This is a genomic window from Pseudomonas iranensis (assembly GCF_014268585.2).
GTDB lineage: Bacteria > Pseudomonadota > Gammaproteobacteria > Pseudomonadales > Pseudomonadaceae > Aquipseudomonas > Aquipseudomonas iranensis.
The window spans coordinates 934072-960924 of the sequence record NZ_CP077092.1 but is presented as its reverse complement, the minus strand read 5'-3'; the positions used below and the strand labels follow the sequence as shown (position 1 = coordinate 960924).

Sequence of the window (26853 nt, the reverse complement as noted above, 5' to 3'; positions counted from 1 at the left end):
TCGTTTAGTCGCGAACGGGTTGCGGCCCTACTCCATCAGGAGACTGAGCCCGTGAAAAAGATAACGCCCGATCCACCCCTTGCCGATCCGACTTTCGCCGACCCGCTCCTCGAAGCGCAAAAACTCAAGGAAGCCGCCGACCGCGCCATCGATTACTACCTCAACCCCCGCCTCATCAAAGACCCCGGCGCACCGCGCAAACCCAGCACCCTGTTCATCGTCGACCCGGCTGCGGACAACGAAACCCTGTTGGTCCATGCCTGCGAATCACTGGCCTCGGCAAGCATCATGGCCAGCGACCTCGCCGGATTTATCGATGGACCACAGCGCAGCTCCCTGTTGGGAATACAACAGGTGATCATGCTGGGCGAACTGGCAGTCAACCGCGTACTGGACAGGCTTGTGCCGGAGTGACAAGAGCAAGAGGTTGATTGCGCAGGTGGTGAGTCAGGCAGAGCGTTGTTGGCTGACTGGCCGCCTTCGCTGGCAAGCCAGCTCCCACAGGATTGATGTACATCAGGAAGAAATTGGTCGGCTGGCAGGCCGCCTTCGCTGGCAAGCCAGCTCCCACAGGACTGATGTACATCAGGAAGAAAATGGTTGGCTGGCAGGCCGCCTTCGCGAGCAGGCTCGCTCCCACAGTTTGAATCGAGTACATCAGCGAGAAACAGGTCGGCTGGCAGGCCGCCTTCGCTGGCAAGCCAGCTTCCACAGGATTGATGTACATCAGGAAGAAATTGGTCGGCTGGCAGGCCGCTTTCGCGAGCAGGCTCGCTCCCACAAAAGCAACAGCAACATCAACATCAAAGCAGCGCAGCTGCCCGCGGCGAAGCCGCACCACTCAACAATGAGCGCAAGCTCGAGTGCTTTTGATCCACCGGCGACGTCGGAAGGCTGAGTGGAGGGATTGATCCGGGCGTGGGAGCGCAGCGACCGTCTGGCGCAGCCAGACACAGCGGAAGGAGGTGCAGCGAAGCAAACCGTAGCCGCTGCGCCCGGATCGATCCCGGAGCGAAGGAACCCGAGCCTGCGAGGGCCGAACGTAGGAGCAAGCGTTTTTTGCTTACTTTTTTAGGCGCTTGTAAAAAAGTAAGTCGCCGTAAGGGCGAAACCGCCAGCCGCAACACCCGCAGCAACGGATATTCACCCCCCCCCCAAGAACACGGTCGGCCCAAAGGCCGCCGAGTTCACCCAGCCTCAACCCGAGGCTTGGGAAACAAATTATCGAGAGTCTCCAACAACCTGACGTGATAAATCGGCTTGCGAAAAAGATCCAGCACCTGCAACCGCAACATATCGCTGACATCCTCCATATCCGCATGTGCCGACATCACAATCACCGGCAAATGCGCCCGCGACGTATGCTCGCGCAATCGCCTGATCAGCGACATGCCCGACTCCTCGGGCATACGCAGATCAGTAATCACCAAAGCAATATCCGGATGCCGGGTCAACAGATGCAACGCCAGCTTCACCGACGTCGCGGTATGACAGGTAAACCCCTCTCCCTCCAGCAACTCCGCCAACTCCAGCAACGCGTCTTCTTCATCATCAACCAGAAGCAGTTGTTGGCGGGACGACGAAGACGCGTTCATAGGCAATACCTGAATACTGAAAGGTAAATCCAGTGTAGTGCGATATCAGCCAGATGCAGTGTTCACAAGATCAAGGCGTTGGCCGAGTCACAGCCGTACCATCGAGCGAGGTCAGAATATTGTTGAAGATCGCCAAGACCCTGTCTCCAAGCGGAGTGACGAACGCCACAACCACCACCGCCACCATCGCCACCACAATCGCATACTCGATCGCCGAAGCACCCTCTTCACTGCGGGCAAATGCGCGAGCCTTGGCCATCAGATAATCAAAAGTCATACCAAACATAGCTCCACTCCTTCGCGCCTCTGGCGCCGACATCACCACCGCGGCAAGGTTCCACCGGGCCACTTGAGCATTGTCAACAAACCCCCACCCAACAACTGTAAGAACGCATTAATCACAAAGCATTAATGCCAATGTGTCTCGGCCACTTCCTGCCGTAAATTGGCCAGGACTCATACTTTTGGTGGGTTATTTGCCTGTCACTAATGGCGCTTTTGCTTGGATCAGCTAGCTTGGAAATAGCGAAATAGTTGCATGTTCATAGCTGCCGATTCAGTCCGCCTTTCGCAAGCAAATGCAGTCGGTTGTGCAGCAGGAAAGGGAGAGCCGTCATGAACAGTCGCGTCACCATGGGCCTTGCCGCGCTGCTGTTGCTCGGCGCGGTTTTTGTCGGTTACTGGGGGCTGGTGCTCAGTCGTCAGCCGGCCCCGGTCGCCGAGGCGCCCGTCGCCCCAGCGGTCAGCATTGAACAGACTGTCGCGATTGCCGAAGACCAGACCCGCCAACCGGTGGTGGTGCTGCTCCACGATGTAGCGCCGTTCACGCCGTTGACCGCCGCCGATGTGACCGTGGAAAAACTGCGCAGCGCGCCGGCCGGCAGCCTGACCAGCATTGAACAAGCAGTCGGCCGCACACCTTGGCGCCACCTCAGCGCCGGCACCTGGCTGAATGACGAAAGCTTCCAGGCTGGCGGTGCGCTGGCGCGGATGATTCGCCGCGACGAGCGCGCACTGACCGTGGCCGTCGATGAAGTGATCGGTGCCGCCGGGCAGTTGCTGCCGGGCGATTACGTTGATGTGCTGCTGTATCTGCGCGAGGACGCCAGTAACCTGCAGCAGTCGGCGCAGATCGCCGTTCCCGCCCTGCGCGTGCTCGGGATCGGTGATCAGTACGGCCTGACCAACGACGGCCAACCGGCATCGCCGAGCCTCAGCGCCGAAGAAAAACTCAAACAGGACCAGCGCCGCATCGCCGCGCGGACTGCGGTGCTGGCGGTGCCGGAACAACTGCTCAGCCGCCTGATGCTCGCCACCCAGGTCGGCACGTTGCGTCTCGCGGTGCGCAGCAGCGAAGAACAGCGGCTGGCCAAATACTGGGCCGGCGAAGCGCAATCGCCCGCGCATCTGGATCGCGCCAACAGCCAGCTCTTCCAGTTCACTCAACTCGCCCTGGGCAGCGCCCAAAAAACACCTGCCACCGCCAGTGCCAGCGCGGCGCCCAGGCCTGCGGTGGAAATCATTCGCGGCAACCAGATCAGCCAACAAACCCCATGACTGCGCAAGGATTCACGTGCATGCAGAGTCGACTCAGACCGACATTGAAACCGGCGCTCCGGGCCTTGCTGTTGTTGGCATTGACGATGGATACCGCCCTCGCGGCGGTGGGCAATTGCTCGGCACTGCCGCGCCTGCCCTCGGTGATCGAGATCGGTGAAGGCTTCCAGCAGGACATGCAGTCACCGGTGGCAATCACTCGGCTGGCAGTGGGCGACCCAAAAATTGCCGACGTGCATGCCAATGGCGGTTCGTCCTTTTTGCTCACGGGCGTCGGCCCCGGCGCGACCAGCCTGATGGTCTGGACTGCGTGTTCGGCGCAGCCGCAGCAAGCCATGGTCTTCGTCCAGGGTGCGGCGACCACGGCGCTGACCAGCAGCGTGCCATCGGACGATCCGACCCTGCCGTCGCAGGTGCAGACCGACATCCGCTTCGTCGAAGTCAGCCGCACCAAACTCAAGGAAGCCACCGCGTCGCTGATCGGCACGCGCGGTAATTTTCTGTTCGGCTCGCCCGGCACGCTGCCACCGATTGACGGCGTACCGCAGCCGCGCCTGCCGGTGGATAACTCGCTGTTCAACTTCTCCTGGGTCGGCGGCAAAACCATGGCGATCATCAACGCCCTGGAAACCAGCGGCTTCGCCTACACCCTGGCGCGACCAAGTCTGGTGGCACTGAACGGGCAAAGTGCGAGCTTCCTGGCCGGCGGGGAAATCCCGATTCCGGTGCCCAGTTCCGGCAGCGACAGCGTGTCGATCGAGTACAAGGAATTCGGCATCCGCCTGACCCTGACGCCAACCATCATCGGCCGCGACCGCATCGCGCTGAAGGTCGCCCCGGAGGTCAGCGAACTGGATTTTGCCAACGCGGTGAACATCGCCGGCACCACCGTTCCGGCGCTGACCATCCGCCGTACCGACACCAGCGTGTCGCTGGGTGATGGCGAAAGTTTTGTCATCAGCGGTTTGATCAGCACCACCAACAGCTCGCAAGTGAACAAGTTTCCCGGCCTGGGCGACATTCCCATACTCGGGGCCTTTTTCAAGGGTTCGCAGATCAAACGCGAAGAGCGCGAGCTGCTGATGATCGTCACCCCGCACCTGGTCCAGCCATTGGCGGCGGACGCGCGACTGCCGTCGTTGCCGGGAGAGAAACTGCGCAATTACGACCCGAATTTCTATCGCATGTTCTTCCTCGAGAACGGCAACTTCGACAAGCGCAGCGGGTTGTCGCAATGAACCAGAATCTCAGTCAGACCTTCCTCGCCATCACCCGCAACAGCACCGATCTGGAATGGCTGCAAAGCGCCCTCGCGCCACTCGGCCAGGTCATCAGCGCCGGTGCCGGCAGCCTCGACGAATTGCTCGCACTGGTCGATGTAACGTTCGCCAATCTGGTCTTCGTCGGTCTCGACCGCGAGCACGTCGTCGCGCAGAGCGCGCTGATCGAAGGTGCGCTGGAAGCCAAGCCGATGCTGGCGATCGTTGCTCTCGGCGACGGCATGGACAATCAGCTTGTGCTCAATGCGATGCGCGCCGGTGCGCGGGATTTTGTCGCCTATGGCTCGCGCTCCAGCGAAGTTGCTGGGCTGGTGCGGCGCCTGAGCAAACGCCTGCCCACCGTCACCCCGAGCACGCAGCTCGGCGGCCTCACCGTTCTGTACGGTGTGCAAGGCGCGTCGGACGGCGCCTTGATCGCCAATCACATGGCCATGGTCGTGCAGAAAAGCGGCCAGCAAACCCTGCTGCTCGACCTCGGTCTGCCGCGTGGCGATAGTCTGGCGCTGTTGGGTCTGGAGAGTTCGTTTCACTTCGGCGATGCCCTGCGTCATTTGCGCCGGCTCGACGCGACGCTGATCGACAGCGCATTCACCAGCGCCGACCACGGCCTGCGCATTCTTGCCTACGCCAACACTGACGAGCCGCTGGAAACCACCAGCGCCGCCGAGCTGTACATGCTCCTCAGCGCCCTGCGCCAGCACTTTCAGCACATTGTCGTGAACCTCACCGGGCAGGCCGACAGTGAGGCGTTGCGCACCTTCGTCAGCCATTGCGACAAACTGCTCTGGTACACCGACCAGAACGTCCTCAACTGCAGACGCAACCTCGCCGTGCTCAACCAGTGGCGCGAGAAAGGCATGAAACTCGAGCACGGGCGCTTGCTGATCGATCGCTACCTGAGCAACGTCGCGCCGGATGCCGAGACCCTGGGCAAGACTTTCAATCTGGAAGTCATCGCCGTGCTGGCGTTCAGTCCCGACGTGCGCCTGAACGCGAAAAACCAGGGCGTGAGTCTGTTCGAACTGGCGCCCCGGGAGAAACTCACCCAGAGCCTGCGCGCCCTCGGCGAGCGGCTGGCCAAGCGTTCCGAAGGCCTGATGAGCAAACCGAAAGTCACCTGGTTCGATCGTCTGCGAGGCCACTCATGAGCGCAGAAAAACTCTTTGGCGCGACGCCACGTGGAGCGATCGGCAACAGCGATCACGAAGGCCTGAAACTGGTGCTGCACCGCTACATCATCGACGCCATCGAGGAGTCAGGGAAAAACCTGCTGGAAGGTTCGCGCCAGCAACTGGCGCAGTTCGTCACCGACAAGGTTGCCGAATACATCGCGCGTTTGCACCTGGCGATCTCGCGCTACGAGATGGAGCGCCTGGGCGAGGAAATCGTCGACGAACTCACCGGTTTCGGCCCGCTGGAAGTCCTGCTGCGCGATCCGTCGGTGACGGAGATTCTGGTCAACGGCCCGCACCGGGTGTTCATCGAGCGCGACGGCGTACTGCATCAGAGCGATCTGCGTTTTATCGATGCGCATCACGTCGAGCGGGTCATGCAGCGCATTCTTGCGCCGCTCGGGCGCCGCCTCGATGAGTCCTCGCCGATGGTCGATGCGCGCCTGCCCGATGGCAGCCGGGTCAACGCGATCATCCCGCCGATTGCCCTCGACGGCCCGTGCCTGTCGATCCGCAAGTTCCGCAAGGACATGCTCAAGAGCACCGACCTGATGGCGATGCAGACCATTGATCTGGCGATTTTCGAATTCCTGCAGAACGCCGTGGGCAAGCGCTGCAACATCCTGATCAGCGGCGGCACCGGCACCGGCAAGACCACGCTGCTGAACATCCTCAGCCAGTTGATCAACCCGCACGAACGGCTGGTGACCATCGAAGACGTCGCCGAACTGCAGCTCGGCCATCCGCATGTGGTGCGTCTGGAAACCCGTCCGCCGAATGCCGAGGGTCATGGCGAGGTCAAGGCCAGCGACCTGATTCGCAACGCCCTGCGCATGCGTCCCGACCGGATCATTCTTGGCGAGATCCGTGGCGTCGAAGTGGTCGACGTGCTCACCGCGATGAACACCGGCCACGACGGTTCGATGAGCACCGTGCATGCCAACAATGCCCAGGACGCGTTGCTGCGTCTGGAGACGCTGGTCGGCCTGACCGGGCGCTCGATCGCCGAACGCACCTTGCGCCAGATGATCTGCGCCGCCCTCGACGTGATCATTCAACTGACGCGCATGCCCGATGGCCGGCGCTGCGTCAGTGAAGTGGTGGAAGTGGTCGGCATCCGCGAGGACGTCTACGTCACCAACACCCTGTTCCGCCTCGACCGCCGCACGGGGTTCGGCTTTGTGCGCGAAGCGGTCAACCCGGCCGGCGACAAGCTGCGCCACGACGCTCACCTGGGCTGACGGCGAGGAGCACGCAGATGCTGGGACCGATCATTCTCATCGCCATTTGCCTGATGCTGCTGGGGCTGTCGATCTATCTGTTCCTGCAAGGGCTGCGCAAGACCGCGACGGAAAAAGTCCTCAATCGACTCGCTGCGGGGCAACCGCAATTGGCCGTGGAACAGACGAAATGGGTGGGATTGGAGCGCATGTTTCTGCGTGCCGGCCTCGGTCAGCCGAGCGAGCGCTTCGGCCTGTGGCTGAGCCGGTGGGCGGCGGCCATGGGCCTGGGATTTCTGCTCGGGAGCTGGGTTGGTTTGCTGATCATGTTGCTCGTCCCGCCCGTGGCGTTGCGGCTGTACATCGCCATTCGCTACCGACGGCGGATCCGCCGCATGATCGAACAACTGCCGCAATTGCTCGACCACACCGTGCGCAGTCTCAAGTCCGGGCGCACGCTCAGCGATGCGGTGCTGGGCGGCATCGAAGCCAGTGAAGATCCGTTGAAAGCGGCCATGGGCCGGGTGCAGCGCAACGTGCAATTGGGGGTGAACCTGCCCGATGCGGTCAGCGATTTTGCCGAACTCTACGAGCAGGACGAACTGCGCATGTTCGCCCTCGGCCTGAAGGTCAATCACCGCTACGGCGGCAACGCCAGTGAGCTGCTGGAGAATCTGATCAAACTTATCCGCGAGCGCGACCAGGGCGCGCGGCAGTTGCGCGCCCTTACCGGGGAAACACGCATGACCGCTTGGGTCTTGGGTTTGCTGCCGCTGATTCTGGTGAGCTATTTCATGCTGACCAACCCCGGCTACATGCTCGACATGTGGCACGACGAAAGCGGCCAGACCATGCTGCTCAGCGCCGCCGCGTTGCAGGTGCTCGGCAGTCTGGCGCTGTGGCGCATGTTGCGGAGCGTTTGAGATGGTCTGGCTCGCGGCGTTGCTGTTGCTCCTCGGTGCGCTGTTATTGCTGGGCAATCACCTGCTCACCGAGCGCCGCCGCGTGCGTCAGGTGCATCAGCGCTTGCACGGCCAATTGGTCCGGGAGAACCGTTTCGGCCACTGGCTGCGCGCGCTGGGCAACAGCCGTTTCGGCCGGGGCTCGGTGAGCATCGACAGCGAAACCCAGACCCTGCTCGGCCGCCTCGGCTGGCGCCGCGCCAACGAACGCGCGCTCTTCGCCGCCTGCCAGATCGGCACGCCGCTGCTCGCTCTGGGGCTGGCGATCTTTTTGCAGGAAGTGTTTTTCCCGCAGACCAGTCACCGCTGGATGGCGCCGATGTTCGCTGCGGGCGGCGGTTATCTGCTGCCCAAACGCCTGCTCGCCTACGCCGCCGCCCGCCGACAGAAAACCATCGCCGTGGAAATTTCCACGTTCATACCGCTGCTGCGCATCCTCTTCGAATCCGGCATGGCCGTGGAACAAGCGTTGCGCGTGCTCAGCGTCGAAGCGCAGAAACTGCTGCCGGAACTGACCAGCGAACTGCGCCTGATCCTCAGCCGCGTCGACTCCGGTCTGGAGCTGGGGCAGGAGCTGAACAAGACCGCAGTGATGCTCGCGGTGGACGAATTCACCGACACCTGCGTGATCCTCCAGCAACTGATCCACCAGGGCGGCGGTGCGATGAAATCACTGCTGGCGCTCAAGCAATTACTGGACGACCGACGCCTGACCCGGCTGCAGGAATACATCTCGAAAATGTCGGCGAAGATGTCGGTGGTGATGATGCTGTTTCTGTTTCCTGCCCTGCTGATCGTACTGGCCGGCCCGGGCTTCACCGCCATTGCTCGCGCGTTCGCAAACTGACCTTGGCTCATGGAGAGCGTTTGATGAAAGTACTGATAGTCATGGCAAGTCTGTTGCTGCTCAGCGGCTGCGCCACGGATGGCCAGGCGCCGTGGACCTCGCTGCTGTCGCCGTCCAGCTGCAGCAAACTCACGTCGGAGCAGGAGCTGTCGCTGAACCTCGCCGATGATCTGGCCAGCGACGGCAAGCTCCACGCCAGCCTCGCCAACCTGCAAAGCCTGCCGGACAACCTCAGCGAAGTGCGCCTGCGCAAAGCCAAGGTCTATCGCCTGCTCGGTCGCAGCGAAGCCGAGCCGCTCTACCGCAGCCTGCTTGGCGGCTGCCTCACCGCCCAGGCCGAACATGGCCTGGGCCAGGTCTACGCCGCCCGTGGCGACAACGGCCAGGCCCAGGCCCACCTGCAACGCGCCGCGCGCCTGGCGCCCACCGACGAAAAAATTCGCAATGACCTCGGCGTGGTCTACCTCAACCAACTGCGCCTCAACGAAGCGAAATTCGAATTCCTCACCGCCATCGAGCTGAGCCAGAACAATCAACTGGCGACGCTGAACATGGTCACCCTGCTGCTCTACCAGAACGACTGGCCGCAAGCTGCGGAAATCGTCAGCCGCTCGAAACTGACCCCGGAACAATTCACCGAAGCGCAGCAACGCGCAGAAAAGCTCAAAGCCCCGACCCACGCCAAAGCCACACCCGGCGACCGCGTCGCCGCCTTCATCGACCCGCTACCGCCGACGCTCGAATAGGAGACAGCCATGACCATCCGCAAAGGCCTGTGCTACCTGACCCTGCTCACCCTACCCCTCGGCGCCCAAGCCATCGACACCGGCCCGGCCTCGGCGCAACAACAGGAAACCGAAGGCTGGCTGGTCCTGCAAAGCCGCAACAAAGCCGCCTCGCCGAAACCTCAGAGTGCAACAGCCACCGAACGCGAACTGGCGATGCAGCGCTGGCTGAAGAAATACCAGTACGAGATCCCGGATTTTTACGATCCGGATGCGGGCGGGAAGATCGAGAGCAAGAACTAGTCTGGTGGTGTTCTTGAAGGCCCCTTCGCGAGCAGGCTCGCTCCCACAGTTTGCAATGCATTTCCCCTGTGGGAGCGAGCCTGCTCGCGAAGAACGATAACGCGGTTTCAACGCTGCGGATCAACCCGATCCAGCGCCCGATTCACCGCCAGCTCGGCCAGCATGACAATCTGCTGAATCGCCAACGCCGTGCTGCGCTGAAACCCGCTCAACTCGCCAGCGAAATTACTCGCCATCGCACTCGCTGACGCCAGCGACTCACAGGCATGCGCCAACAGGCTTTCGGTATCGACATTGGGCACCACCATGAACAGCGTGCTGGGCGGGTGCGGTTTTGCGGGTTCGGGGCAGAGATAGAAATCGAGCGCGCGTTTTATCGCTTCGCGGTTTTTCACAAGATCGTCGGCGCGCATGGCGTCTTCGAGCGGGGTGGTAGGGGATGGGGGTGGGTCTGGGATCAGTTTGTCCATGAGAACTCCTACTTGGCTATGACGCCCTCTTCTGTCGTTTCCACACGACAAAAGGTGGCAGCTGTACGCAGGGTGGAAAACCGATAAGTAGGCAACCGGCCAGACCAAAGTCTGCCCACGCACAGCCGCCGCGACACAGTTTGCAGACGAACGAACACGCCGACAACGATTACGGTAGCAATGCACAGCAACTACTTGAATTTCAGGTTTCCACACCTGGCCGCTGAGTTGTCAGCGACAGCCAGAGACTAGTGACCCGACGTCCGACGGACAACCTGAAAACCTTGTGGGAAGGTTCTGGCAAATCAGACACAGATTTAAACAATCAAAATCAAAAGCACCCTCACCCTAGCCCTCTCCCAGAGGGAGAGGGGACCGACCGAGTTGTTTGGGCGAAGTACACCGACCTGAAATACCGAGTCGAATACAGATTTTGAAGCAGATCAAAAGCACCCTCACCCTAGCCCTCTCCCAGAGGAGAGGGGACCGACCGAGTTGTTTGGGCGAAGTACACCGACCTGAAATACCGAGTCGAACACAGATTTTGAAGCAGATCAAAAGCACCCTCACCCTAGCCCTCTCCCAGGGGAGAGGGGACCGACCGAGTTGTTTGGGCGAAGTACACCGACCTGAAATACCGAGTCGAACACAAATTTTGAACAACCCGCAAATCGGCTCCCTCTCCCTCGGGAGAGGGCTGGGGTGAGGGGCGAATCCAGCGCATAACAAAAGCCAGACACCGCATGCTTTTCACCACTCAACAATGAGCGCAAGCTCGAGTAGCTTTTGATCTTGATCTGGGAGCCCGTCGGCAGGCTGAGTGGAGGGATTGATCCGGGCGTGGGAGCGCAGCGACCGTCTGGCGCAGCCAGACACAGCGGAAGGAGGTGCAGCGAAGCAAACCGTAGCCGCTGCGCCAGGATCGATCCCGGAGCGAAGGAACCCCGAGCCCCAGCGAGGGGCCGAACGTCAGGGCACAGCCTTTTGGTTACTTTTTGCTGGGCCGGCATTCCGGCGTTTGAAAAAGTGACTCGCCGTAAGGGCGAAACCGCCAGCCGCAACACCCGAAGAAACGGATATTCACCCCAACCACCCAAAGCATGGTCGGCCCAAAGGCCGCCAAGTCAATGCGCAGTAACCCGCTGCCGCCCCGCCGAACTACCAGGAGAAAGCGCCAAAGCCAACTGCGTCCGATTATGCATATGCGTCAACCGCAACACCTGCGACACATACAACTTCACCGTGTTCTCGGTAATCCCCAACTCACAGGCAATCTGATAATTGGTCTGCCCCTTGCCCACCAACCGCGCCACATCCAACTGCCGGGGCGACAACTGACTGAACACCGCCGGCATCTCCACGGACTCAGGCTCACCATCACTCACCACCGGCACGGGCGAGCGCCGCACCTTGTCCAGATCCTGATAAAGGTCATCAATCGACTCGGACAAAAACTGCAACTTCTGATTCAAATGCCCCAGATGCAGATTCTTCTGCCGCTCCTGCAAAGCCAGTTCCTGGCGCTGCACACCCTCAAGCAACTCTGCCAGATCGATCGGCTTCTGATAGTAATCGGCAATCCCCGCGCGCAACGCCTTGATCACATCCTGCTTGTCAGCGCGGCCGGTGAGCATGATCGCCTCGAACACCCGCTGCTTGCCGGCCAGCCGCTGCAACGCCTGGATCAACTCGATGCCGTCCATGTCCGGCATGTGCAAATCACTCAGCACCAGACCGATGTCCGGGTCCGCCCTGAACAGCTCGATGGCTTCAAGACTCGAGTCGCACGGCACGCAACGGTAGCCACTGCTCTCGAGAAACTCACAGAGTTCTTCGACGATCAGCGGCTGATCATCGACCACGAGGATTTTTACCGAATTAGGCTTGTTCACGAACCACTCCATTTGCTCGGCCAACGCTGACGATTCCTGCACTTTGGTGGCGTATTCGCCTGAATTGAAAGTAGACCCACTTTCCGACTATGTACATAGAACTAGTGGCACCCCGCGATCAGGTGATCCAGTACAGCGAAAGCAATACACCTACCCACACGAACGGCGCAAATGGCAGCTTTTTTGACTTGTCCGGGGCCAGATGACGCACATGCTCTCTAACTCCTTGAGCCATATGAGGCCAGACTTTTGGCGCGAGCAGCAGCCACAGCACGCTGGCCACGCCCGCGCCGATAAACGCGCCAAGAACGAATATGCCGTTCGTCGCAAGACCCAGGGCTGTCATTAATTTCACATCACCAGCGCCCATGCGGCCCAAGAAATACCCCGGCAGCGTCAGTAGCAGAGCGATCAGGCAGGCCCAGCCGCCTTGCGCCGCGTTGGCGCCCAGCCAAGTAGTGCCAGTCGCCAACAACCAGACCAGCGCCAGCGCACCTGCGCCCAAGGTCAACATGTTGGAAATGCGCCGCTGCCGGGCATCTTGCGCGGCGCAGATCGCCAGCCAGATCAGAACAAGGGAAATCTGCATCCGCTGAAAGCCGTCCGTTTTGCCTGATTGATTCTATGCTGATACTACGCAGTGACTGTCAGGGTAGACGCACGCATGAAAAACGGCTTTCGCAGGTCGCAAAAAGGTGCGGTGGCGATCGAATTCGCCTTGGTGTTCATCATCTTTTTCGCAGTGTTTTACGGGCTGGTCAGCTACGGCCTGCCCTTCGTGATGATGCAATCGTTCAACCAGGCCACCGCTGAGGCGGTGCGCCGCAGCGTTGCGGTGGACCCGACCACGCCGAACTATTCGACGGTGGTGGTCAACACCGCCAATGCCGCGCTGACCCAACAACTGCAATGGCTGCCCTCGGCCTTGAATCTGGTGGTCGGCACCGACACCAGTGCGGCGTACGATGCGGGGACTGGCACCCTGACCGTCAGCGTCAATTACCCGGTCAGCAAGCTCAATCAGATCATGCCGTTTCTGGTGCTGCCCGGGATCGGCACGGTGCCCAATCTGCCCACGCACCTCACCGCCCGCTCGAGCCTGCAATTTTGACCGCCGGCGATAAGTTTTTCGGGCGCTTGCTCATGCGCGCCCCCACCGCAGCCCACGACCTGCCGGACCATCTCGGCGCGCCGCCCATCGGCCTGCATTTTTATCTGGATGGCAACGGCGCCGTGTTGCAGATCGCCGGCCCGCTGCGGCATTTGCTCGCCCAGCACAAACCTCAGGGTCAGCCGCTGCCGCTCCGCGCCTATCTGCTGCCGCATAGCCTGTTGAGCGTCGAAGGTCAGCCGCGAGACTGGCAAGGGCAATTGCTCGATCTGGATTTCAGCGGCCTGAATGATCAGCCGCTGCACCTGCGCGGCTGGGTGCAGCCGCTGGAGGATGGCTGGCGATTGCAGATGCTCGACATCGCCGACCTGTTGCTCGAACGTCAGCAAGCGCGCGACCGCGACGCCTGCCAGACCCTCGCCGCGCAGGTCAGCGATCGTCTGCGCACGTGCAGCCTGACGCGTCTGCCGACGGTGCTTGGCGAACAATTGCAGGCCATCGCCCAGCGCTGGCATATCCCCTGCCTCGCCGTGGCGTTGCTGGATGAACAGGCCCAGGGCTGGCAGATTCATCAACAGTTTCGCGGCCACGATGCCCCGCAACTGTGGGAGGACGGCCAGCCGCTGGGCACGCCGCTGGACAGCCTCAACGGCAGCGCGCCGCAACGCCTCGTCGGCCCGCAGGGCCGCTATGAGCACTCGCGATTGCAGGCCACGTTCGGCAACGCCAACGGTTTCGCCGTGCCCTACAGCAATGACCAGGGCGTGGTCGCGTGGCTGCTCTGCGGGTTTTATACGGTCGACAACGTGGCGCCATGGCTGACCGATCGCGACTGGCTGACCCTGGCCGGCGCGCTGGCCGGGCCGCTGCTCAGCCGCTTGCGCGAGCAGCGCCATGTGCAATCGATGGAGCGCCTGGACTCGCTGCAAAACCTGCTCGGCACCGGCTGGTGGGAAATCACTGCCGAAGAGCAGATTGCGCTGGCGCCGACGCTGGCCTCGGCACTGAATCTCAGCGATCGCCTGCTGCCGGTAGAAGACTGGCTGTCGCTGTTTCATCCCGCCGATCGCGCCGAGTTGCGCAGCCGCCTGCGCGCCCTGCAACTGCAAGGAGAAGCGCTGACCCTGAGCGTGCGTCTGCACCGCGCGGAGGTCGGCGCAGCAGCGACGTGGTATCGGATTCAGGGCCAGGTCAGCGGCACCGGTGAGCATCGGCGTCTGGTCGGGTTCATGCTCGACATCAGCGACATCCAGAATCAACAACAGCGCGCCGCTGCCGCCCATGCGCGGCTGGATAATCTGATTGCCAGTTCACCGGCGGTGATCTACGTGCAGCGCTATGCAGAAGGCGCGCTGATCCCGGCGTTTTTCAGCGCCAGCCTGCAACCCTTGCTGGGCTGGACGCTGGAAGATTGCGATGCAGCAACACTGGTCGAGCGCGTCCATCCCGACGACCGCGAACTGTATTTCCAGCGCAACCGCCAGTTGTTGCGCGAAGGCTCGGTGCGCGCGCGTTATCGTCTGCGCGACAGCGGTGGCGACTATCACTGGCTGCTCGATGAGGCAAAACTGCTGCGCAACGATCTCGGCCTGCCGGTCGAGGCGGTGGGCTTGTGGCTGGATGTCACCGACGCGACGCTTGCCGCCGAGCAGGTGCGGCAGAGCGAGGAGCGCTATCGGATTCTGGTCGAGGATTCGCCGGCGATGATCTGCCGCTATCGCCCGGACCTGACGCTGATCTTTGGCAACCGACCTTTGGCGACTTATCTGGAATGCACCCCGCAACAACTGCCCGGGGTTGATCTGGGTGGCTGGATGTCCGATGAACAGCGCGCAGCGTTCGTTCAGCGCTTGAGCCAACTGACCCCGGAACAACCGGTGAGCACCACCGAAATCAGCCTGCAACTGCCCGGACGCGAACACGCTTGGTGGGTCTGGTCGGATCGCGGCGTGTTCGATGAGCAGGGACAGTTGATCGAAGTGCAAGCGGTGGGCCGCGACAACACCGAGGTGCGCCGCTCGCAACAGCAACTCACCCAAAGCGCGAAAATGGCCACCCTCGGCGAAATGGCCACCGGCCTTGCCCACGAGATCAATCAACCGCTGAACGTCATGCGCATGGCCATCGTCAACGTGCTCAAGCGCCTCGGCAACGGTGATGTGCAGGTCGATTACCTGACCGACAAACTCAACCGCATCGACGCTCAGGTTCAACGCGCGGCTAAGGTGGTCGACCACATGCGTGTGTTCGGCCGGCGCTCGGAAATCGAACAACAGTTGTTCAATCCGGCCCAAGCCATCGAAGGCACCCTGTCGCTACTGGCCGAAGGCATGCGCGGCAAAGGTGTCGATCTGCGCATCAGCGAGACCGGTTTCGAGGCGCAGGTGCGCGGCTACGTCGATCAGTTGGAGCAGGTGCTGATCAACCTGATGGTCAACGCCCGCGACGCCCTGCTTGGCAAACGCGATAACGACACAGCGTTCAAACCGTGGATTTCGATCTACGCCGAGCGCGACGAGGAAAGCGTGCGGCTGTGGGTCGAGGACAATGGCGGCGGTATCGATCCGCGTTTGCTGGAGCGGATCTTCGAGCCGTTCTTCACCACCAAGCCGATCGGCGTCGGCACCGGCCTGGGCCTGTCGGTGAGCTACGGCATCATCGCCAACATGGGCGGGCAATTGAGCGTGCGCAACTCCACGGAGGGCGCACGGTTCTGCATCGAATTGCCGATTGCCACGGATGATCAGATCACTAGATAAGCCTTGCCGGTCTGCCCGCAGGTCATGTTGGCGCCCACCTCGGTGTTCATCAGATTGATGCCCAGGCCTTTGAGCAAATTGTTCAACAACGGGTCGAGCAAGGGACTGATCAAACCGGTGACCACCGGCAACAAGCGGTTGCTGACGTCGCTGATCAACGAAGCCACACCGGTGACGATGGCGCCCAGCGGATTGCTACCCACGGGTTTGTAGACGATCAGGTTGATGCCGGACAGCGTGTTTGCCAGGCTGCCGACGATGTTGCTGGTCGGCGCGGCCGGCAGCACGCTCGGCGGCAGTTTCAGATTGGCCGGGGTGGCGAAGGGTGTGGTGCTGGAGAACAGCAGATTCTGCGTGGTCTGCGCGACGCTGGTGTCGAGTTTGATGGCGATGCCGCCGGCGCCGTATTGCACGTGGGAGGCGGCATCGCAACTGCCGATGCCGAGAATCCTGTGGCAGGTGATGATGCCGAGATCGACCAGCGGCAGCGGCGCCACCGTTGGTTCGGCGACTGAAGAGAACGCCGCGACAGGATCGATCTTGCCGAGTTTGAGATCTGCCAGAGAGGTTGTTGTGGCGGCAGTCAGGCTTTTGCTGCCGCTGTCGTCGGTCGGGCAGCGGTAATCGGTGACATAGCTTTTCGCCCCGCCGGCATCCAGCGCGATGTCGATCTGCGGTGAGGGCAGCAGCTTCGGATCGAGCTGTTGGCAGCCGGCGCCCAACAGGCAGAACACTGAATTGATTGTGTCCACCAGATTCAGGCTCAACAGCGCATTGAGCGTCGGCGTCAGCGTACCGACCAGGCCCAGCACCGCATTGGTCAGCCCCGTCACCCCCGTGAGCACCGGCAGATTCACCGACAGCAGCGTGCGCACCTGCGCAGTGCGCACATAAATCCGGTCCGGTCCCAACGGATCGGCCTTGGCCCGCGCCGGGTCGCCAATCGCCGAGAACTGCGGCGGTTCGATCACCTTCACCCGCACCGTGACACCGGCCAGCCCCAGCACGTTGACCGGCAAGGTCGCCGCCACCGCGCTCTTGCTGTTGGCCAGTTGCACCACGCCCTGCACCAGTTGCAGCAATTGCAGATTGGCATCCAGCCCCGCCGCCGTGGTGCCGGTTTGCAGCTGCAGGATCTCGCCGAGTCTGACCGGCGCCGCATTGATGGCGGCGGCCTGCAACTGGCCCAGCGCGGTGACCACTTGCGCGGTCGCACCGTTGAGTTGCACTACCGTCGCGGCGGCCTGAATCAACTGCGTCACGGTCGCCTGGGTGTTGAGCAATTGCGTGTAGTTGCCGGCGCCGACGTTGAGGTCGATGGCCAGTTGATCGAGGTATTTGAGCAGGTTGATATCGGTGTGCAGCAAACCGTCCCAGCCCACCGCCGAGAGGTTGACGTTGCCGCCGAGCAACCCGGAAAACAGCGGATTGAGGATGTTCGACTGCGCCGTGTCGATGCTGGCGAGGGTGCTGCGAATATTCAGTTGGGCGACGGTCGGCTGCGGTTTCGCGGCAACTGCCGACGCATTGAGTGTGGTATTGAGGCTGACCGGCGTGGCGCTGAACAGCGCCTGCACACCACCAGCAAAACTGCTGGTGACCGTACGACTGGCAGCGACTTTGACTGCGCTTGATTGCGTGGCATCGACAGTGAAACTGCGCACACCGCTGGCAGCGGTGGCCAGGGTGCCGCAGGTGGTCGCGAGCGTATTGGCGGCATCCACCACGTAGCCATTGCGCAGCGCACTTTGCCCGGCATAACTGGCGGCGGTCAGCCCGGGCAGGCAATTGCCACCGCGACTGACCGCTTCGAGGGCGGCGGTATCCACCACCCGCTGCAATTTGCGCTGTTCCATGTACAAGCGACCGCTATCGACCACCAGCAACATCATCACCAGCGCCAGACTCAGGGTGGCAGCCGCCATCAAGCCGATCGCCCCGCGTTGCCGGGCCGGGCCGTTGCCTTGCGATCCTGGCGACATGGCGCACTCCTTTGCCGGCGCAGTGCCGAGCTACCTGCGTTGGTGAGAGTGAGTGTAGACGCGGTGGAGCAAGCGCGCTGGCGTTGCGCCACTTAGGGCGCCACCGCCTACTGTGGGAGCGAGCTTGCTCGCGAAGGCGTCGGGTCAAGCGATCAGGATGTTGAATGTATCGCCGCCTTCGTGAGCAAGCTCACTCCCACAGGGATTTGTGCTGGGGGATGAATAAATAATCAGCGCGGTGGATAGTTGGCCAGGATCCGCGCGACGGTCTCGCGAATGGCATTGCTTCGATCGGCCGGATTCGGGCGGTTGCTGAGCATTTGCTCATCGCTGCCGCGCCAGACCAGTTTGCCGTCCTTGCCGTCGAGCAGGTCGATCTGAATGGTCGCGACCTTGTAGGTGATGTTGCGCGTTTCGTTGTACATCGGTGCGCCCCAGTAGCCGTTCCACGGGCCGCCCCAACCGCCGCCGTAATTGGTCGTCACCTGCTGCTGACGGTCCTCGACGATCAGGTAGGTCTGCACGCTCAGATCACCTTTGCCGCCGCCGGCAGCCGGACGCAAACCGCGCTGATCGAGTTGATCGGCCACCGCCTGGCGGATGCGCTGTTCGGTGAGGTCGCTTTTGATGCGCGGATCATCGGGGCGATATTGCAGGGCCGGGTCTTTCCAGCTCCAGCTGCGATAAGCGGCAAAATCGCGGCTGGCGTCGAAATCGTGATTGACCTGGTTGGCAGCGCAGGCACTGAGCAGCGCGGCAACAGCGAGTAGAGCGAGACGGCGGAACATGATTTTTCTCCGGGTGAAGACATGAACCTGCTGACACGACGTCAGCTGGGAGGATACGCCGCCATGGCTTTTTCCACAGCCTCGCGGATCGCATCGGCGCGTTCGATCTGATTGCCCTGGGTGCCGGTCTCGGCGCTGGCGCTCCACACTGGCTGACCATTGCCGGCATCGAACAGATCGACCCGCACCACCACGACCTGCTCCTGATAAGTGCGCATGACCGGCACGCTGTTGTACATGCCGTAACCGCGACCATAACGATCATAGCCGCCGTATCCGCCGTAGTAGCCGTAGTCGTCGCGCACCTGACGCAAACGGGTTTCCAGACGCAGGTCGGCGCTGACCAGCAGGTCGGCCGGGCGGTTGTCGCGCATCGGCCGCAAGCCGCGTTGGTCGAGGGCGTTGCTGACCGCCTCGGCCACTTGCGCCGAATCGGCCCACGCCGTGCCCGGCGGCAACTGCCCGTCGCGCCAGGCCCAATTGCGGTAGCGTCCGTAATCCCGCGGCGGCGCCGGGTAGGCGCTGCGGTCGAAGGTGGTGGCGGCTTGCGGCGGTGCCGGCGGCAACGGCCGTGACTGGGCCACGTAGGGGTTGCTGCCTTGGCAAGCGGCCAACCCCAGACTTATCAGCAATAACCCGCATTGAGCTTTCATGTCGCGCTCCGCTCAGATCGGCCGGCAGATCCAGTGCAAGTAACGCCCAAGCCCGGCGAAGCCTGGGTGACGACGGTGTGCGAGTTCCATTTCCAGCAAATCCGCCAGTTCGGCGCGGGCCTGGAATTCCACCGGCATGTAATCGTGAAATACCCGTACGCCGCTCTGACTTTCGACCTGCCACATACCGGCGAGTTGCGTTGCCAATTCCCGTGGGTCGAGAGGTTGCTGCGGGGTCAGGCTCTGCTTCTCGCCGGCCATGACGTTCTTGCGCATTTTCTTGAAATGGCCCTTGAGCAGATTGCGATAAATCAGCGCATCACGGTTGTAGAACGCCAGCGACAGCCAGCCGCCGGGCTTGGTCAACTGGTGCAGCACCGGCAGGATCGCGTGGGGCTCGGCGAGCCATTCCAGCACGGCGTGGCAGATCACCAGATCGTAGGGCTCGGTGAGCTGACCGGGCAGTTCCTGCCACGGCGCCTGTATGAATGTCGCGGTGTGTCCGGCTTCGGCAAAACGCTGGCGCGCACCCTCGAGCATCGGTTCGGCCGGCTCGGTGAAGGTGACGTCATGGCCGCGCTCGGCCAGCCACAGCGACATATGCCCCAGGCCCCCGCCGATATCCAGCACGCGCAGCGGACGATCCGGCAAGGCCTCGGTCAGATCGGCCTGTAATACCGCGAGGCGAATCGCGCCTTTGGCGCCGCCGTAGATTTTTTCGGCGAAGCGCGTGGCCAACTGATCGAAATGACGGTCGCTCATCAGCTGAACCGCCGTTCGCTGTCGGCGAGCTTGGCGCGCACCACTTCATTCATGTCCAGACCCAGCTCGCTGCACAGCAGCAACAAGTACAAGACGATATCGCCGACTTCCTGCCCGGCATGCGCGAGTTTTTCAGCCGACAACTGGCGCGACTGGTCTTCTGTCAGCCACTGGAAGATTTCCACCAGCTCGGCCATTTCCACGCTGGCGGCCATGGCGAGGTTTTTCGGGCTGTGAAATTGCCGCCAGTCATTGCGGTCGCGAATGGCGTGCAGGCGTTCGGTCAGTTCTACAAGGTTCATCGGGCTCTCCTGAAGACGCATAGCTTCGGGGGGATGCGGGCTGAAGGCAAGCAGCGCAGATGATCAATTGTGGAGCGAGCCTGCTCGCGAAGGCGGTGGATCATCCAGACCGGATTTGCCTGACACGCCCCCTTCGCGAGCAGGCTCGCTCCCAAACATGATCCGGGCAAACCTTCTATCATGCAGGGAACTCGGCCGCCCTCGGCGTGGCCCAAGGCTCAGCTCTTTCATCGGGATGCACACATGCGCGTAGAAAGCTTTTTCGAATGGCTCGGCCAGGCACTCGGTTCGGTCATCCGCTTTATCGTCGATGGCCTCAGCGGCCTGTTCAATATGCTCAGCAATGCCGGCAGCAACTTTGTCGACGGCCTGGCGCAAACGCTGGGGATGGATACTTCGATCATCAGCATCATCGCCCTGATCGTTGGCCTGATGCTGCTGTGGTCGGCGATCCGGGCGTTCATGAACGCGTCGATCATTGCCGGGATCATCTGGTTGCTGCTGGGGTTGTGGTTGTTGAGCTGGATTATTCACTAGCGCTTCAAAAGCCCCTCATCGGAACGCCGCCCGCCCATCCCTCTCCCAGAGGGAGAGGGAGCTGACCGCGTTGCTTTGAAATTCTCCACCGACCTGGAATATCGAGACGAACTCACGCTTGAGAGCGACGAAGATCGGCCCCCTCTCCCTCTGGGAGAGGGCTGGGCGGGCGGCGTTCCGATGAGGGTGTTTCTGCCGCTACAATCCCCGCTCCCCCAAGGAGCCTGCATGTCCTCTCTGATTACCGACTGGCGCGATCGCCCGACTCACCGCAAGGTCTGGGCACTCGCCGCGCCGATGATTCTTTCCAATATTTCCGTGCCGCTGGTGGCGCTGGTCGACAGCACTGTCATCGGTCACCTGCCGCATGCCCATCAACTCGGCGCGGTGGCGGTCGGCGCCAGTCTGTACACCTTTCTCGCCTGGGCGATGGGTTTTCTACGCATGGGCACCACCGGTTTTGCCGCGCAGGCTGCCGGGCGCAGCGATGGCGCGGCGTTGCGGCAGATTCTCTTGCAGGGCCTGCTGCTGGCGATGGGGCTGGCCGTCGTGCTCGGCACTCTTGGCGTGCCGCTCAGCGGCGTTGCCCTGCACTTCATGCAGCCGTCGGCGGAGCTGGATCAACTGACCCGGGAGTTTTTCCACACGCGTCTGTTTGGCCTGCCCGCAGCGCTGGCGACGTATGCGCTGGTCGGCTGGTTCCTCGGCACGCAGAACGCGCGGGCGCCGCTGGCGATTCTGCTGAGCACCAATCTGATAAACATCGTCCTCAATCTGTGGTTTGTCATCGGCCTGGACTGGGGCGTGGTCGGCTCGGCGCGCGCTTCGGTAATCGCCGAATGGAGCGGCGCCCTGCTCGGCCTGTGGCTGACGCGCACGGCGTTGCGCGCCTATCCGGGGCAGATCATCTGGTCGGCGCTGAAAGTCTGGCAGAGTTGGCGCCCGCTGCTGGCAGTCAACCGTGACATTTTCATCCGCAGCCTCGCCCTGCAATCGGTGTTTTTCCTGATCACCGTGCAAGGCGCGCGGCTCGGCGATGCGACCGTAGCGGCCAACGCGCTGCTGCTCAACGGCCTGCTGCTGACAGCCCATGCACTGGACGGACTGGCCCACGCAGTCGAAGCCTTGTGCGGCCATGCCATTGGCGCGCGGGATCGCTTGGCCTTGCGTCGATCGCTGGTGGTGGCCGGCGGCTGGTCGCTGATTGCCAGCCTCGGGTTTGCCGTGCTGTTTCTGCTGGCCGGGCACCTGTTCATCGAGATGCAGACCGATATTCAGAGCGTGCGCGACACGGCGTTCATCTATCTGCCCTACCTCGCCGTGCTGCCGCTGATTGCGGTGTGGAGTTACCTGCTCGACGGCCTGTTCATCGGCGCCACCCGTGCGCGGGAAATGCGCAACGGCATGCTGCTGACGGTGCTGCTGTTGCTGCCGTTCGCCTGGTTTTTGCAGGCCTTGGGCAATCACGGCCTGTGGATATCTTTTCTGCTGTTCATGGTCTTGCGCAGCGTGACCCTTGGCGCGCAAGCCTTGTGGCTCAAGCGCAGCGATGGCTGGTTCAGCGGCAAGGCTCACTGATCAGAAAAGTCAGTCCGCCGCGCCCCACTGCCGACGCAAAAAATCGAGCCGTTCCGGCTGGGTCAGTCCGGCCGGCGGCACGACCAGCACGGCGCGCGGATTGAGCAGGCGCAGCCACAGCCAGCCATCCAGCACGGCACGGTCACTGAAACCCAGCGCCAGACCTTGTTGCACATGCACAGCAATCGTCTGGTAATCAACCCTCAGAGACTGGCACCAGCGCCAGATGTGCTGCTCCAGCAGACAGGTTTGCAAGCGTTCGCGCTGGCGCCGGGTCAGGCTTTCTTCGATGCCCAAAGGTTCGACGAGCAGGCCGGGATTGCGCAGCTGTTGCCAGCCCTGACTGCCGATGGCGCGGTCCGCCCAGGTACCACCAAACCAGCGCAACTGGCGAATCGGCCCGAGCCAGCGACTCAGCTGCGTGGCGTCACAGGCGTCGAAGAAATAGCTGGCGGTCTGGCGGTTGTAATAGCTGAGCAAGGCCCGATGATTCAAACCGAACGAGACGGTAAGCATGCGCTGCAAGTGGCTGAGCAGCTGCTGCGCCGGTATTTCGCAGCTCAGCAACAGGCCGCGCCAGGTGTCCGGGTCGCGCAGGCACAGGGCGGTCAATGCCGGGCTCTCGCGCAAATCGACGAGGACCGGACCGTGCTCACTGACCGGCTGAAATTCGGTGCCGTCGAACAACCGGTGCCGCTGCACATCGGCAAAGCCCTGGCGCAAGGTCAGCAGGGCGCGTGCCGCGTCCGGGGTGTCGAGCAACAGCCATTGCGCCATGGGCTCAAGCGCCGCGCCGCTCATCGTGCGCTGCTCTGATCGAGCGCGGTGAGCAGCCGGCAACTGCACACGGACTCGGCGCAGTGGTTGAAGCTGCCACCGCCCGGCATCAGGCACAGCAACAGCAACGGCTCGCCAGACTGCAACGATTGCTGCAACCCATCGCTCACCAGCAGTTCGGGGAGCGATACCGGTTCATCGTCCTCGACCGCAGCCTCTGGCAACACCGAGGGCTGGAGCACGCCACTGACCACCGGCTGATCGGGATCGCCCTCTAGAAAACTCACCACCACTTCCACGCCATCGGCGAGTGCCGCCGAGGGCAGCTCGTTCAGGTCAGGCGCGAGGGGCAGCCAGCAATGGCTCGGCGCTGCGCCTTCGCCCTGATACAGCCAGTCGAATTGCACCGCCACCGGCCGCGCGCGATCCGGCTGCGGCTCATCGACGCTGACCACCCAGGCACGCTGCAAGCTGTGCATGCGCTGCTTGGACTGCGCAGCGGCGGGCACACAGACGGGTACCCGCGCGGCCGCGAACAGGCGATTGCAATAGGGCGATTCGAGAGATTGATCGGCACGGTGCTCGATGCGGGTCAGCAGCCATGGGCGGTTGCATTCGAGGAAAGGATGGCCGTCCAGCGGCAACCACTGACCACTGCGCAAGGCCGGCAGATCACTGTGGCCTTCGGCATCGGGGCCTCGCTGGCTGGCCTGCGAGTCTTCGCGCAGTCGCCATTGGCGGACGGCTGGAGCGACGCCATGCTGGTCATGCTCGCCCTGATAGTGCGCGACGTCTGCATGGGGCATCTGCGTCGGATCGTCGCCGAACACCAGGCAGTGCCTGTCGCGGTGATGTTCGAAGTAGTAGTGAATGCGCGCCTCTGCGCACAGACGCTGAAGCAGTTGCAGATCGGATTCGCGGTATTGCGTGCAGAAGGTGCGGGCCGGGTAGTCGCTGTGCAACTCGTAACGTCGTTGCAGGCCGACGATGCCATGTTCGCGCAGCACCTGTTCGATGATCTGCGGCACGCAGCGGCCGCTGAAGATGCGCTGGCTCAAACGCAGGTCGAGGCAGTCGAGCCTCGGCCCGAGACGTACTCGGCACAAACGCAAGCCATGGCCGTGCTCGTGCTGGACAAGGCTGTGCAATTGCCCGTGCACACCCTGGTCGGGCGCGCCGAAACACAGGAACGCGGAACGGTGCAGCAGGCCGGCGAGATCCAGATGCGGATCGTCGATCACCACATCGATCTCGAAGGCGAAGGGTTCGCTGAGCGCTTCCCTTCCGGTAAAGGCGAGAACTTCGAAGGGGTCGGACAGGCCCGCTACATCGAGACGAAACGACGGCTCGTTGACTGGATCGAACATGGGCGGATCTCTACAGGAGGGGCGGCCGGGGATTCTCGCCGAGAGGCATGGCCGAGTAGAGAGGCGAAGTACAACTTAGGAAATGACCTACGCGAAAAGCAGACCAGATGAGTTTGCTGACCGTGATAGCACAGGTTTTCGAGAAAAAATCAGGAGATGTCCCACCGGGTTGTCCGACTTTTCCACAGCTTGCGGAAAAAAATCAGACAACCCGGCCGGAGCGCTATCGGGTCTCAGGAAGACAGATAGGAGGAGCGGGTCAGGCCCAGACGCAAGGCATCGAGGAACTGCGTGCGCTCGCTGGCACTGATGCGGGCACTGGCGCACTTGTCGCGGTAGTGAGTCATCAGTTCTTCCGGCGACAAGTGCACGTAACGCAGCATGTCTTCGATGGTGTCGTGGGTCTCGATACCGGCGTGGTACACGCTGCCATCGGCGTTCTGGTAGATGTTCACCGAGTCGGTGTCACCGAACAGGTTGTGCATGTCACCGAGGATTTCCTGATAGGCGCCGACCAGGAACACGCCCAGCAGGTAATCTTCGCCTTCATTCAACGCGTGCACCGGCAGGCTGGTTTCGATGCTCTGCTCGTCGACGTACTGGTTGATCTTGCCGTCGGAGTCGCAGGTCAGATCCTGCAGCACCGCGCGGCGCAGCGGCTCTTCGTCGAGGCGATGCAGCGGGATGATCGGCAACACCTGATCGATCGCCCAGGTGTCCGGCAGGCTCTGGAACACCGAGAAGTTGCAGATGTACTTGTCGGCCAGCTTGTCGTTGAGTTCGTCGAGCACCTGGCGGTGCGAACGCTGACGCGCCTTCAGCGAGTTGTGCAGGCGACGGCACACGGCGAAGTAGCACTGCTCGGCGAGGGCTTTTTCCGCCAGGGTCAGCTTGCCATCGGCATACTGCGCGGCCACGTCGCTCATGTAGTGGGTGGCGCGCCAGTAGGTTTCGGTGACCATTTCGATGTCGGTCGGGCCGAGCAGATCGACCAGCCACTGCACGGTTTCCGGCAGGCTCTCTTTGTTCTCGATCAGCGGGATTTCGTCGTTGTGTTTCTCGACGTCGGTGACCTGCACCACCAGCATTGCGTGGTGCGCGGTCAGCGAACGGCCACTCTCGGAGAAGATGTGCGGATGAGGCAGGCTCTGCGCGTCGCAGAATTCCTTGAGCATGCCGACCACGACACCGGCGTAATCGTCCATGTCGTAGTTGATCGAACTGGCGTTGCGCGAGTGGGTACCGTCGTAGTCGACACCGAGGCCGCCGCCGACGTCGATGTGATCCACCGGCAGACCGAGGTTGCGCAATTCGCCGTAGTAACGGATCGCTTCCTTGAAGCCGTGCTGGTAGTCAGCGAGGTTGGCGATCTGCGAACCCATGTGGAAGTGCAGCAGGCGGATGCCCTGATCGAGGCCGGCGCCACGGAAGCGCTCGACCACCGACAGCAGTTGCGCCGCCGACAGACCGAATTTGGATTTCTCGCCACCGGTGTCCGCCCACTTCGACGAGGCCAGCGAGGACAGGCGCACGCGCAGACCCACCTGCGGCTTGACCTTCAGCGAGGCGGCTTCTTCGATCACCAGGCCGACTTCGGATTCTTTTTCGATGACGATGAACACGTTGTGGCCGAGCTTCTGGCCCATCAGCGCCAGACGGATGAACTCGCGGTCCTTGTAACCGTTGCAGACGATGGTGCCGCCCTTCGGCGCCAGCGCCAGCACCGCCAGCAGCTCAGGCTTGGAGCCGGCTTCCAGACCGATGGAAACGTTCTGGGTGGCGATGATGTTCTCGATCACCGCTTCTTGCTGGTTGACCTTGATCGGGTACAGCGCGGTGTATTTGCTCTGGTATTCCAGGCGCTCGATGTTGGAATCGAAAGCGCCGGTCAACTGACGGACACGGTCTTGCAGGATGTCGGGGAACCGCACCAGCAGCGGCAAGGACAAACCGCTCTTGCGCAGTTGGTCGACTTGTTCGAACAGGTCGATAGGCGAGCTGCTCGGGCCGTTCGGACGTACTTCGACGCGACCGGCTTCATTGATCGCGAAATACCCGGCCCCCCAATGGCGAATCCCGTAAACGCTGCGGCTGTCCGCAACTGTCCATTGGCTGCCATCGTCTTTACGTGTGCGTCGTACGGACATCGAAGTCCCCTATAAAGAAGTCAGAGTGCGTCGCCTGACGTTCAGGCCGGCGCAGTCTAAAGAATGA

At 62.1% G+C, this 26853-nt stretch carries 27 protein-coding genes; 13 read left to right on the top strand and 14 right to left on the bottom strand.

Annotated elements, in window-relative coordinates; all coding sequences use genetic code 11:
- Positions 1 to 51 precede the first annotated feature (51 nt).
- Positions 52 to 414 (top strand): DUF6124 family protein, encoded by a 363-nt coding sequence (locus HU724_RS04180; RefSeq protein WP_186567253.1) that lies wholly within the window; start codon positions 52 to 54, stop codon positions 412 to 414.
- On the opposite strand, the gene HU724_RS04175 is transcribed toward HU724_RS04180, so the two are convergent.
- From HU724_RS04175 to HU724_RS04165, 3 genes are all read right to left on the bottom strand, one after another.
- Complete coding sequence (locus HU724_RS04175; protein WP_186567254.1) at positions 380 to 838, bottom strand: hypothetical protein; 459 nt, start codon at positions 836 to 838, stop codon at positions 380 to 382. The genes HU724_RS04180 and HU724_RS04175 overlap by 35 nt on opposite strands.
- Positions 839 to 1187: 349 nt before the next feature.
- Complete coding sequence (locus HU724_RS04170) at positions 1188 to 1595, bottom strand: response regulator (protein ID WP_186567256.1); 408 nt, start codon at positions 1593 to 1595, stop codon at positions 1188 to 1190.
- A gap of 70 nt (positions 1596 to 1665) precedes the next feature.
- Positions 1666 to 1872 carry a Flp family type IVb pilin gene (locus HU724_RS04165; RefSeq protein WP_038861137.1) on the bottom strand — a complete coding sequence of 69 codons (207 nt, stop codon included), beginning with the start codon at positions 1870 to 1872 and terminating at the stop codon, positions 1666 to 1668.
- A gap of 338 nt (positions 1873 to 2210) precedes the next feature.
- Between HU724_RS04165 and cpaB the strand changes: the two genes are divergently transcribed.
- The 8 genes from cpaB to HU724_RS04125 are packed head-to-tail and all read left to right on the top strand — an operon-like array spanning position 2211 to position 9661.
- A complete protein-coding gene (gene cpaB, locus HU724_RS04160) occupies positions 2211 to 3152 on the top strand; it encodes a Flp pilus assembly protein CpaB (protein ID WP_130927032.1) in 942 nt (313 codons plus the stop codon).
- Between the two features lie 20 nt (positions 3153 to 3172).
- Positions 3173 to 4390 (top strand): type II and III secretion system protein family protein, encoded by a 1218-nt coding sequence (locus tag HU724_RS04155; RefSeq protein ID WP_186567258.1) that lies wholly within the window; start codon positions 3173 to 3175, stop codon positions 4388 to 4390.
- Positions 4387 to 5580, top strand: coding sequence for a CpaE/TadZ family protein (locus HU724_RS04150; protein WP_186567260.1), 1194 nt, complete (start codon positions 4387 to 4389; stop codon positions 5578 to 5580). Before HU724_RS04155 ends, HU724_RS04150 begins: the two co-directional genes overlap by 4 nt.
- Positions 5577 to 6845 (top strand): TadA family conjugal transfer-associated ATPase, encoded by a 1269-nt coding sequence (locus tag HU724_RS04145; protein WP_186567262.1) that lies wholly within the window; start codon positions 5577 to 5579, stop codon positions 6843 to 6845. The genes HU724_RS04150 and HU724_RS04145 overlap by 4 nt, the downstream gene beginning before the upstream one ends.
- Before the next feature lie 17 nt (positions 6846 to 6862).
- On the top strand, positions 6863 to 7747 hold the full coding sequence (locus HU724_RS04140; protein ID WP_186567264.1) for a type II secretion system F family protein: 885 nt from the start codon (positions 6863 to 6865) through the stop codon (positions 7745 to 7747).
- 1 nt (position 7748) lies between these two features.
- Positions 7749 to 8633: a type II secretion system F family protein gene (locus HU724_RS04135; RefSeq protein ID WP_186567266.1), complete on the top strand. Its 885-nt coding sequence runs from the start codon at positions 7749 to 7751 to the stop codon at positions 8631 to 8633.
- Positions 8634 to 8656: 23 nt separating this feature from the next.
- Positions 8657 to 9379: a tetratricopeptide repeat protein gene (locus tag HU724_RS04130; RefSeq protein ID WP_186567268.1), complete on the top strand. Its 723-nt coding sequence runs from the start codon at positions 8657 to 8659 to the stop codon at positions 9377 to 9379.
- A gap of 9 nt (positions 9380 to 9388) precedes the next feature.
- Entirely contained in the window at positions 9389 to 9661 is a 273-nt protein-coding gene (locus HU724_RS04125; RefSeq protein WP_186567270.1) for a DUF3613 domain-containing protein, read from the top strand.
- Positions 9662 to 9768: 107 nt separating this feature from the next.
- Here the strand turns inward: HU724_RS04125 and HU724_RS04120 are convergent, their stop codons facing one another.
- The 3 genes from HU724_RS04120 to HU724_RS04110 all read right to left on the bottom strand — a co-directional run bounded on the left by HU724_RS04120 (position 9769) and on the right by HU724_RS04110 (position 12612).
- The gene (locus HU724_RS04120) at positions 9769 to 10131 is read right to left on the bottom strand and encodes a DUF6124 family protein (protein WP_041480653.1); all 363 of its coding nucleotides are present in this window, start codon (positions 10129 to 10131) and stop codon (positions 9769 to 9771) included.
- A gap of 1124 nt (positions 10132 to 11255) precedes the next feature.
- Positions 11256 to 12035 (bottom strand): response regulator, encoded by a 780-nt coding sequence (locus HU724_RS04115; RefSeq protein ID WP_166554736.1) that lies wholly within the window; start codon positions 12033 to 12035, stop codon positions 11256 to 11258.
- Positions 12036 to 12141: 106 nt separating this feature from the next.
- Entirely contained in the window at positions 12142 to 12612 is a 471-nt protein-coding gene (locus tag HU724_RS04110; RefSeq protein WP_186567272.1) for an A24 family peptidase, read from the bottom strand.
- Between the two features lie 75 nt (positions 12613 to 12687).
- On the opposite strand from HU724_RS04110, the gene HU724_RS04105 reads away from it, so the two are divergent.
- Both HU724_RS04105 and HU724_RS04100 read left to right on the top strand, forming a co-directional pair.
- A complete protein-coding gene (locus tag HU724_RS04105) occupies positions 12688 to 13134 on the top strand; it encodes a TadE/TadG family type IV pilus assembly protein (RefSeq protein WP_024011435.1) in 447 nt (148 codons plus the stop codon).
- On the top strand, positions 13131 to 15893 hold the full coding sequence (locus HU724_RS04100; RefSeq protein ID WP_186567274.1) for a PAS domain-containing sensor histidine kinase: 2763 nt from the start codon (positions 13131 to 13133) through the stop codon (positions 15891 to 15893). The genes HU724_RS04105 and HU724_RS04100 overlap by 4 nt, the downstream gene beginning before the upstream one ends.
- Here the strand turns inward: HU724_RS04100 and HU724_RS04095 are convergent.
- From HU724_RS04095 to HU724_RS04075, 5 genes are all read right to left on the bottom strand, one after another.
- Positions 15878 to 17875, bottom strand: coding sequence for a pilus assembly protein TadG-related protein (locus HU724_RS04095; RefSeq protein WP_186567276.1), 1998 nt, complete (start codon positions 17873 to 17875; stop codon positions 15878 to 15880). The genes HU724_RS04100 and HU724_RS04095 overlap by 16 nt on opposite strands.
- A gap of 230 nt (positions 17876 to 18105) precedes the next feature.
- Complete coding sequence (locus tag HU724_RS04090) at positions 18106 to 18663, bottom strand: DUF4136 domain-containing protein (protein ID WP_016771849.1); 558 nt, start codon at positions 18661 to 18663, stop codon at positions 18106 to 18108.
- Positions 18664 to 18704: 41 nt separating this feature from the next.
- Positions 18705 to 19316, bottom strand: a complete 612-nt coding sequence (locus HU724_RS04085) for a DUF4136 domain-containing protein (RefSeq protein ID WP_186567278.1) — start codon at positions 19314 to 19316, stop codon at positions 18705 to 18707.
- A gap of 12 nt (positions 19317 to 19328) precedes the next feature.
- The gene (locus HU724_RS04080; protein WP_024011431.1) at positions 19329 to 20078 is read right to left on the bottom strand and encodes a methyltransferase domain-containing protein; all 750 of its coding nucleotides are present in this window, start codon (positions 20076 to 20078) and stop codon (positions 19329 to 19331) included.
- The gene (locus HU724_RS04075) at positions 20078 to 20380 is read right to left on the bottom strand and encodes a MazG-like family protein (protein WP_186567280.1); all 303 of its coding nucleotides are present in this window, start codon (positions 20378 to 20380) and stop codon (positions 20078 to 20080) included. Before HU724_RS04075 ends, HU724_RS04080 begins: the two co-directional genes overlap by 1 nt.
- 243 nt (positions 20381 to 20623) lie before the next feature.
- Between HU724_RS04075 and HU724_RS04070 the strand changes: the two genes are divergently transcribed.
- Together HU724_RS04070 and HU724_RS04065 are read left to right on the top strand one after the other, a co-directional pair.
- Complete coding sequence (locus HU724_RS04070; protein WP_016771853.1) at positions 20624 to 20917, top strand: hypothetical protein; 294 nt, start codon at positions 20624 to 20626, stop codon at positions 20915 to 20917.
- Between the two features lie 228 nt (positions 20918 to 21145).
- On the top strand, positions 21146 to 22495 hold the full coding sequence (locus HU724_RS04065; protein WP_151552856.1) for an MATE family efflux transporter: 1350 nt from the start codon (positions 21146 to 21148) through the stop codon (positions 22493 to 22495).
- A 9-nt stretch (positions 22496 to 22504) separates the two neighbouring features.
- Here HU724_RS04065 and HU724_RS04060 read toward each other — a convergent pair whose 3' ends face one another.
- The 3 genes from HU724_RS04060 to speA all read right to left on the bottom strand — a co-directional run bounded on the left by HU724_RS04060 (position 22505) and on the right by speA (position 26786).
- Entirely contained in the window at positions 22505 to 23296 is a 792-nt protein-coding gene (locus tag HU724_RS04060) for a DUF4123 domain-containing protein (protein ID WP_016771855.1), read from the bottom strand.
- Positions 23293 to 24639, bottom strand: coding sequence for a type VI secretion system Vgr family protein (locus HU724_RS04055; protein WP_186567282.1), 1347 nt, complete (start codon positions 24637 to 24639; stop codon positions 23293 to 23295). The genes HU724_RS04060 and HU724_RS04055 overlap by 4 nt, the downstream gene beginning before the upstream one ends.
- Before the next feature lie 233 nt (positions 24640 to 24872).
- Positions 24873 to 26786: an arginine decarboxylase gene (gene speA / locus HU724_RS04050; RefSeq protein WP_016771856.1), complete on the bottom strand. Its 1914-nt coding sequence runs from the start codon at positions 26784 to 26786 to the stop codon at positions 24873 to 24875.
- Between the last annotated feature and the right edge of the window lie 67 nt (positions 26787 to 26853).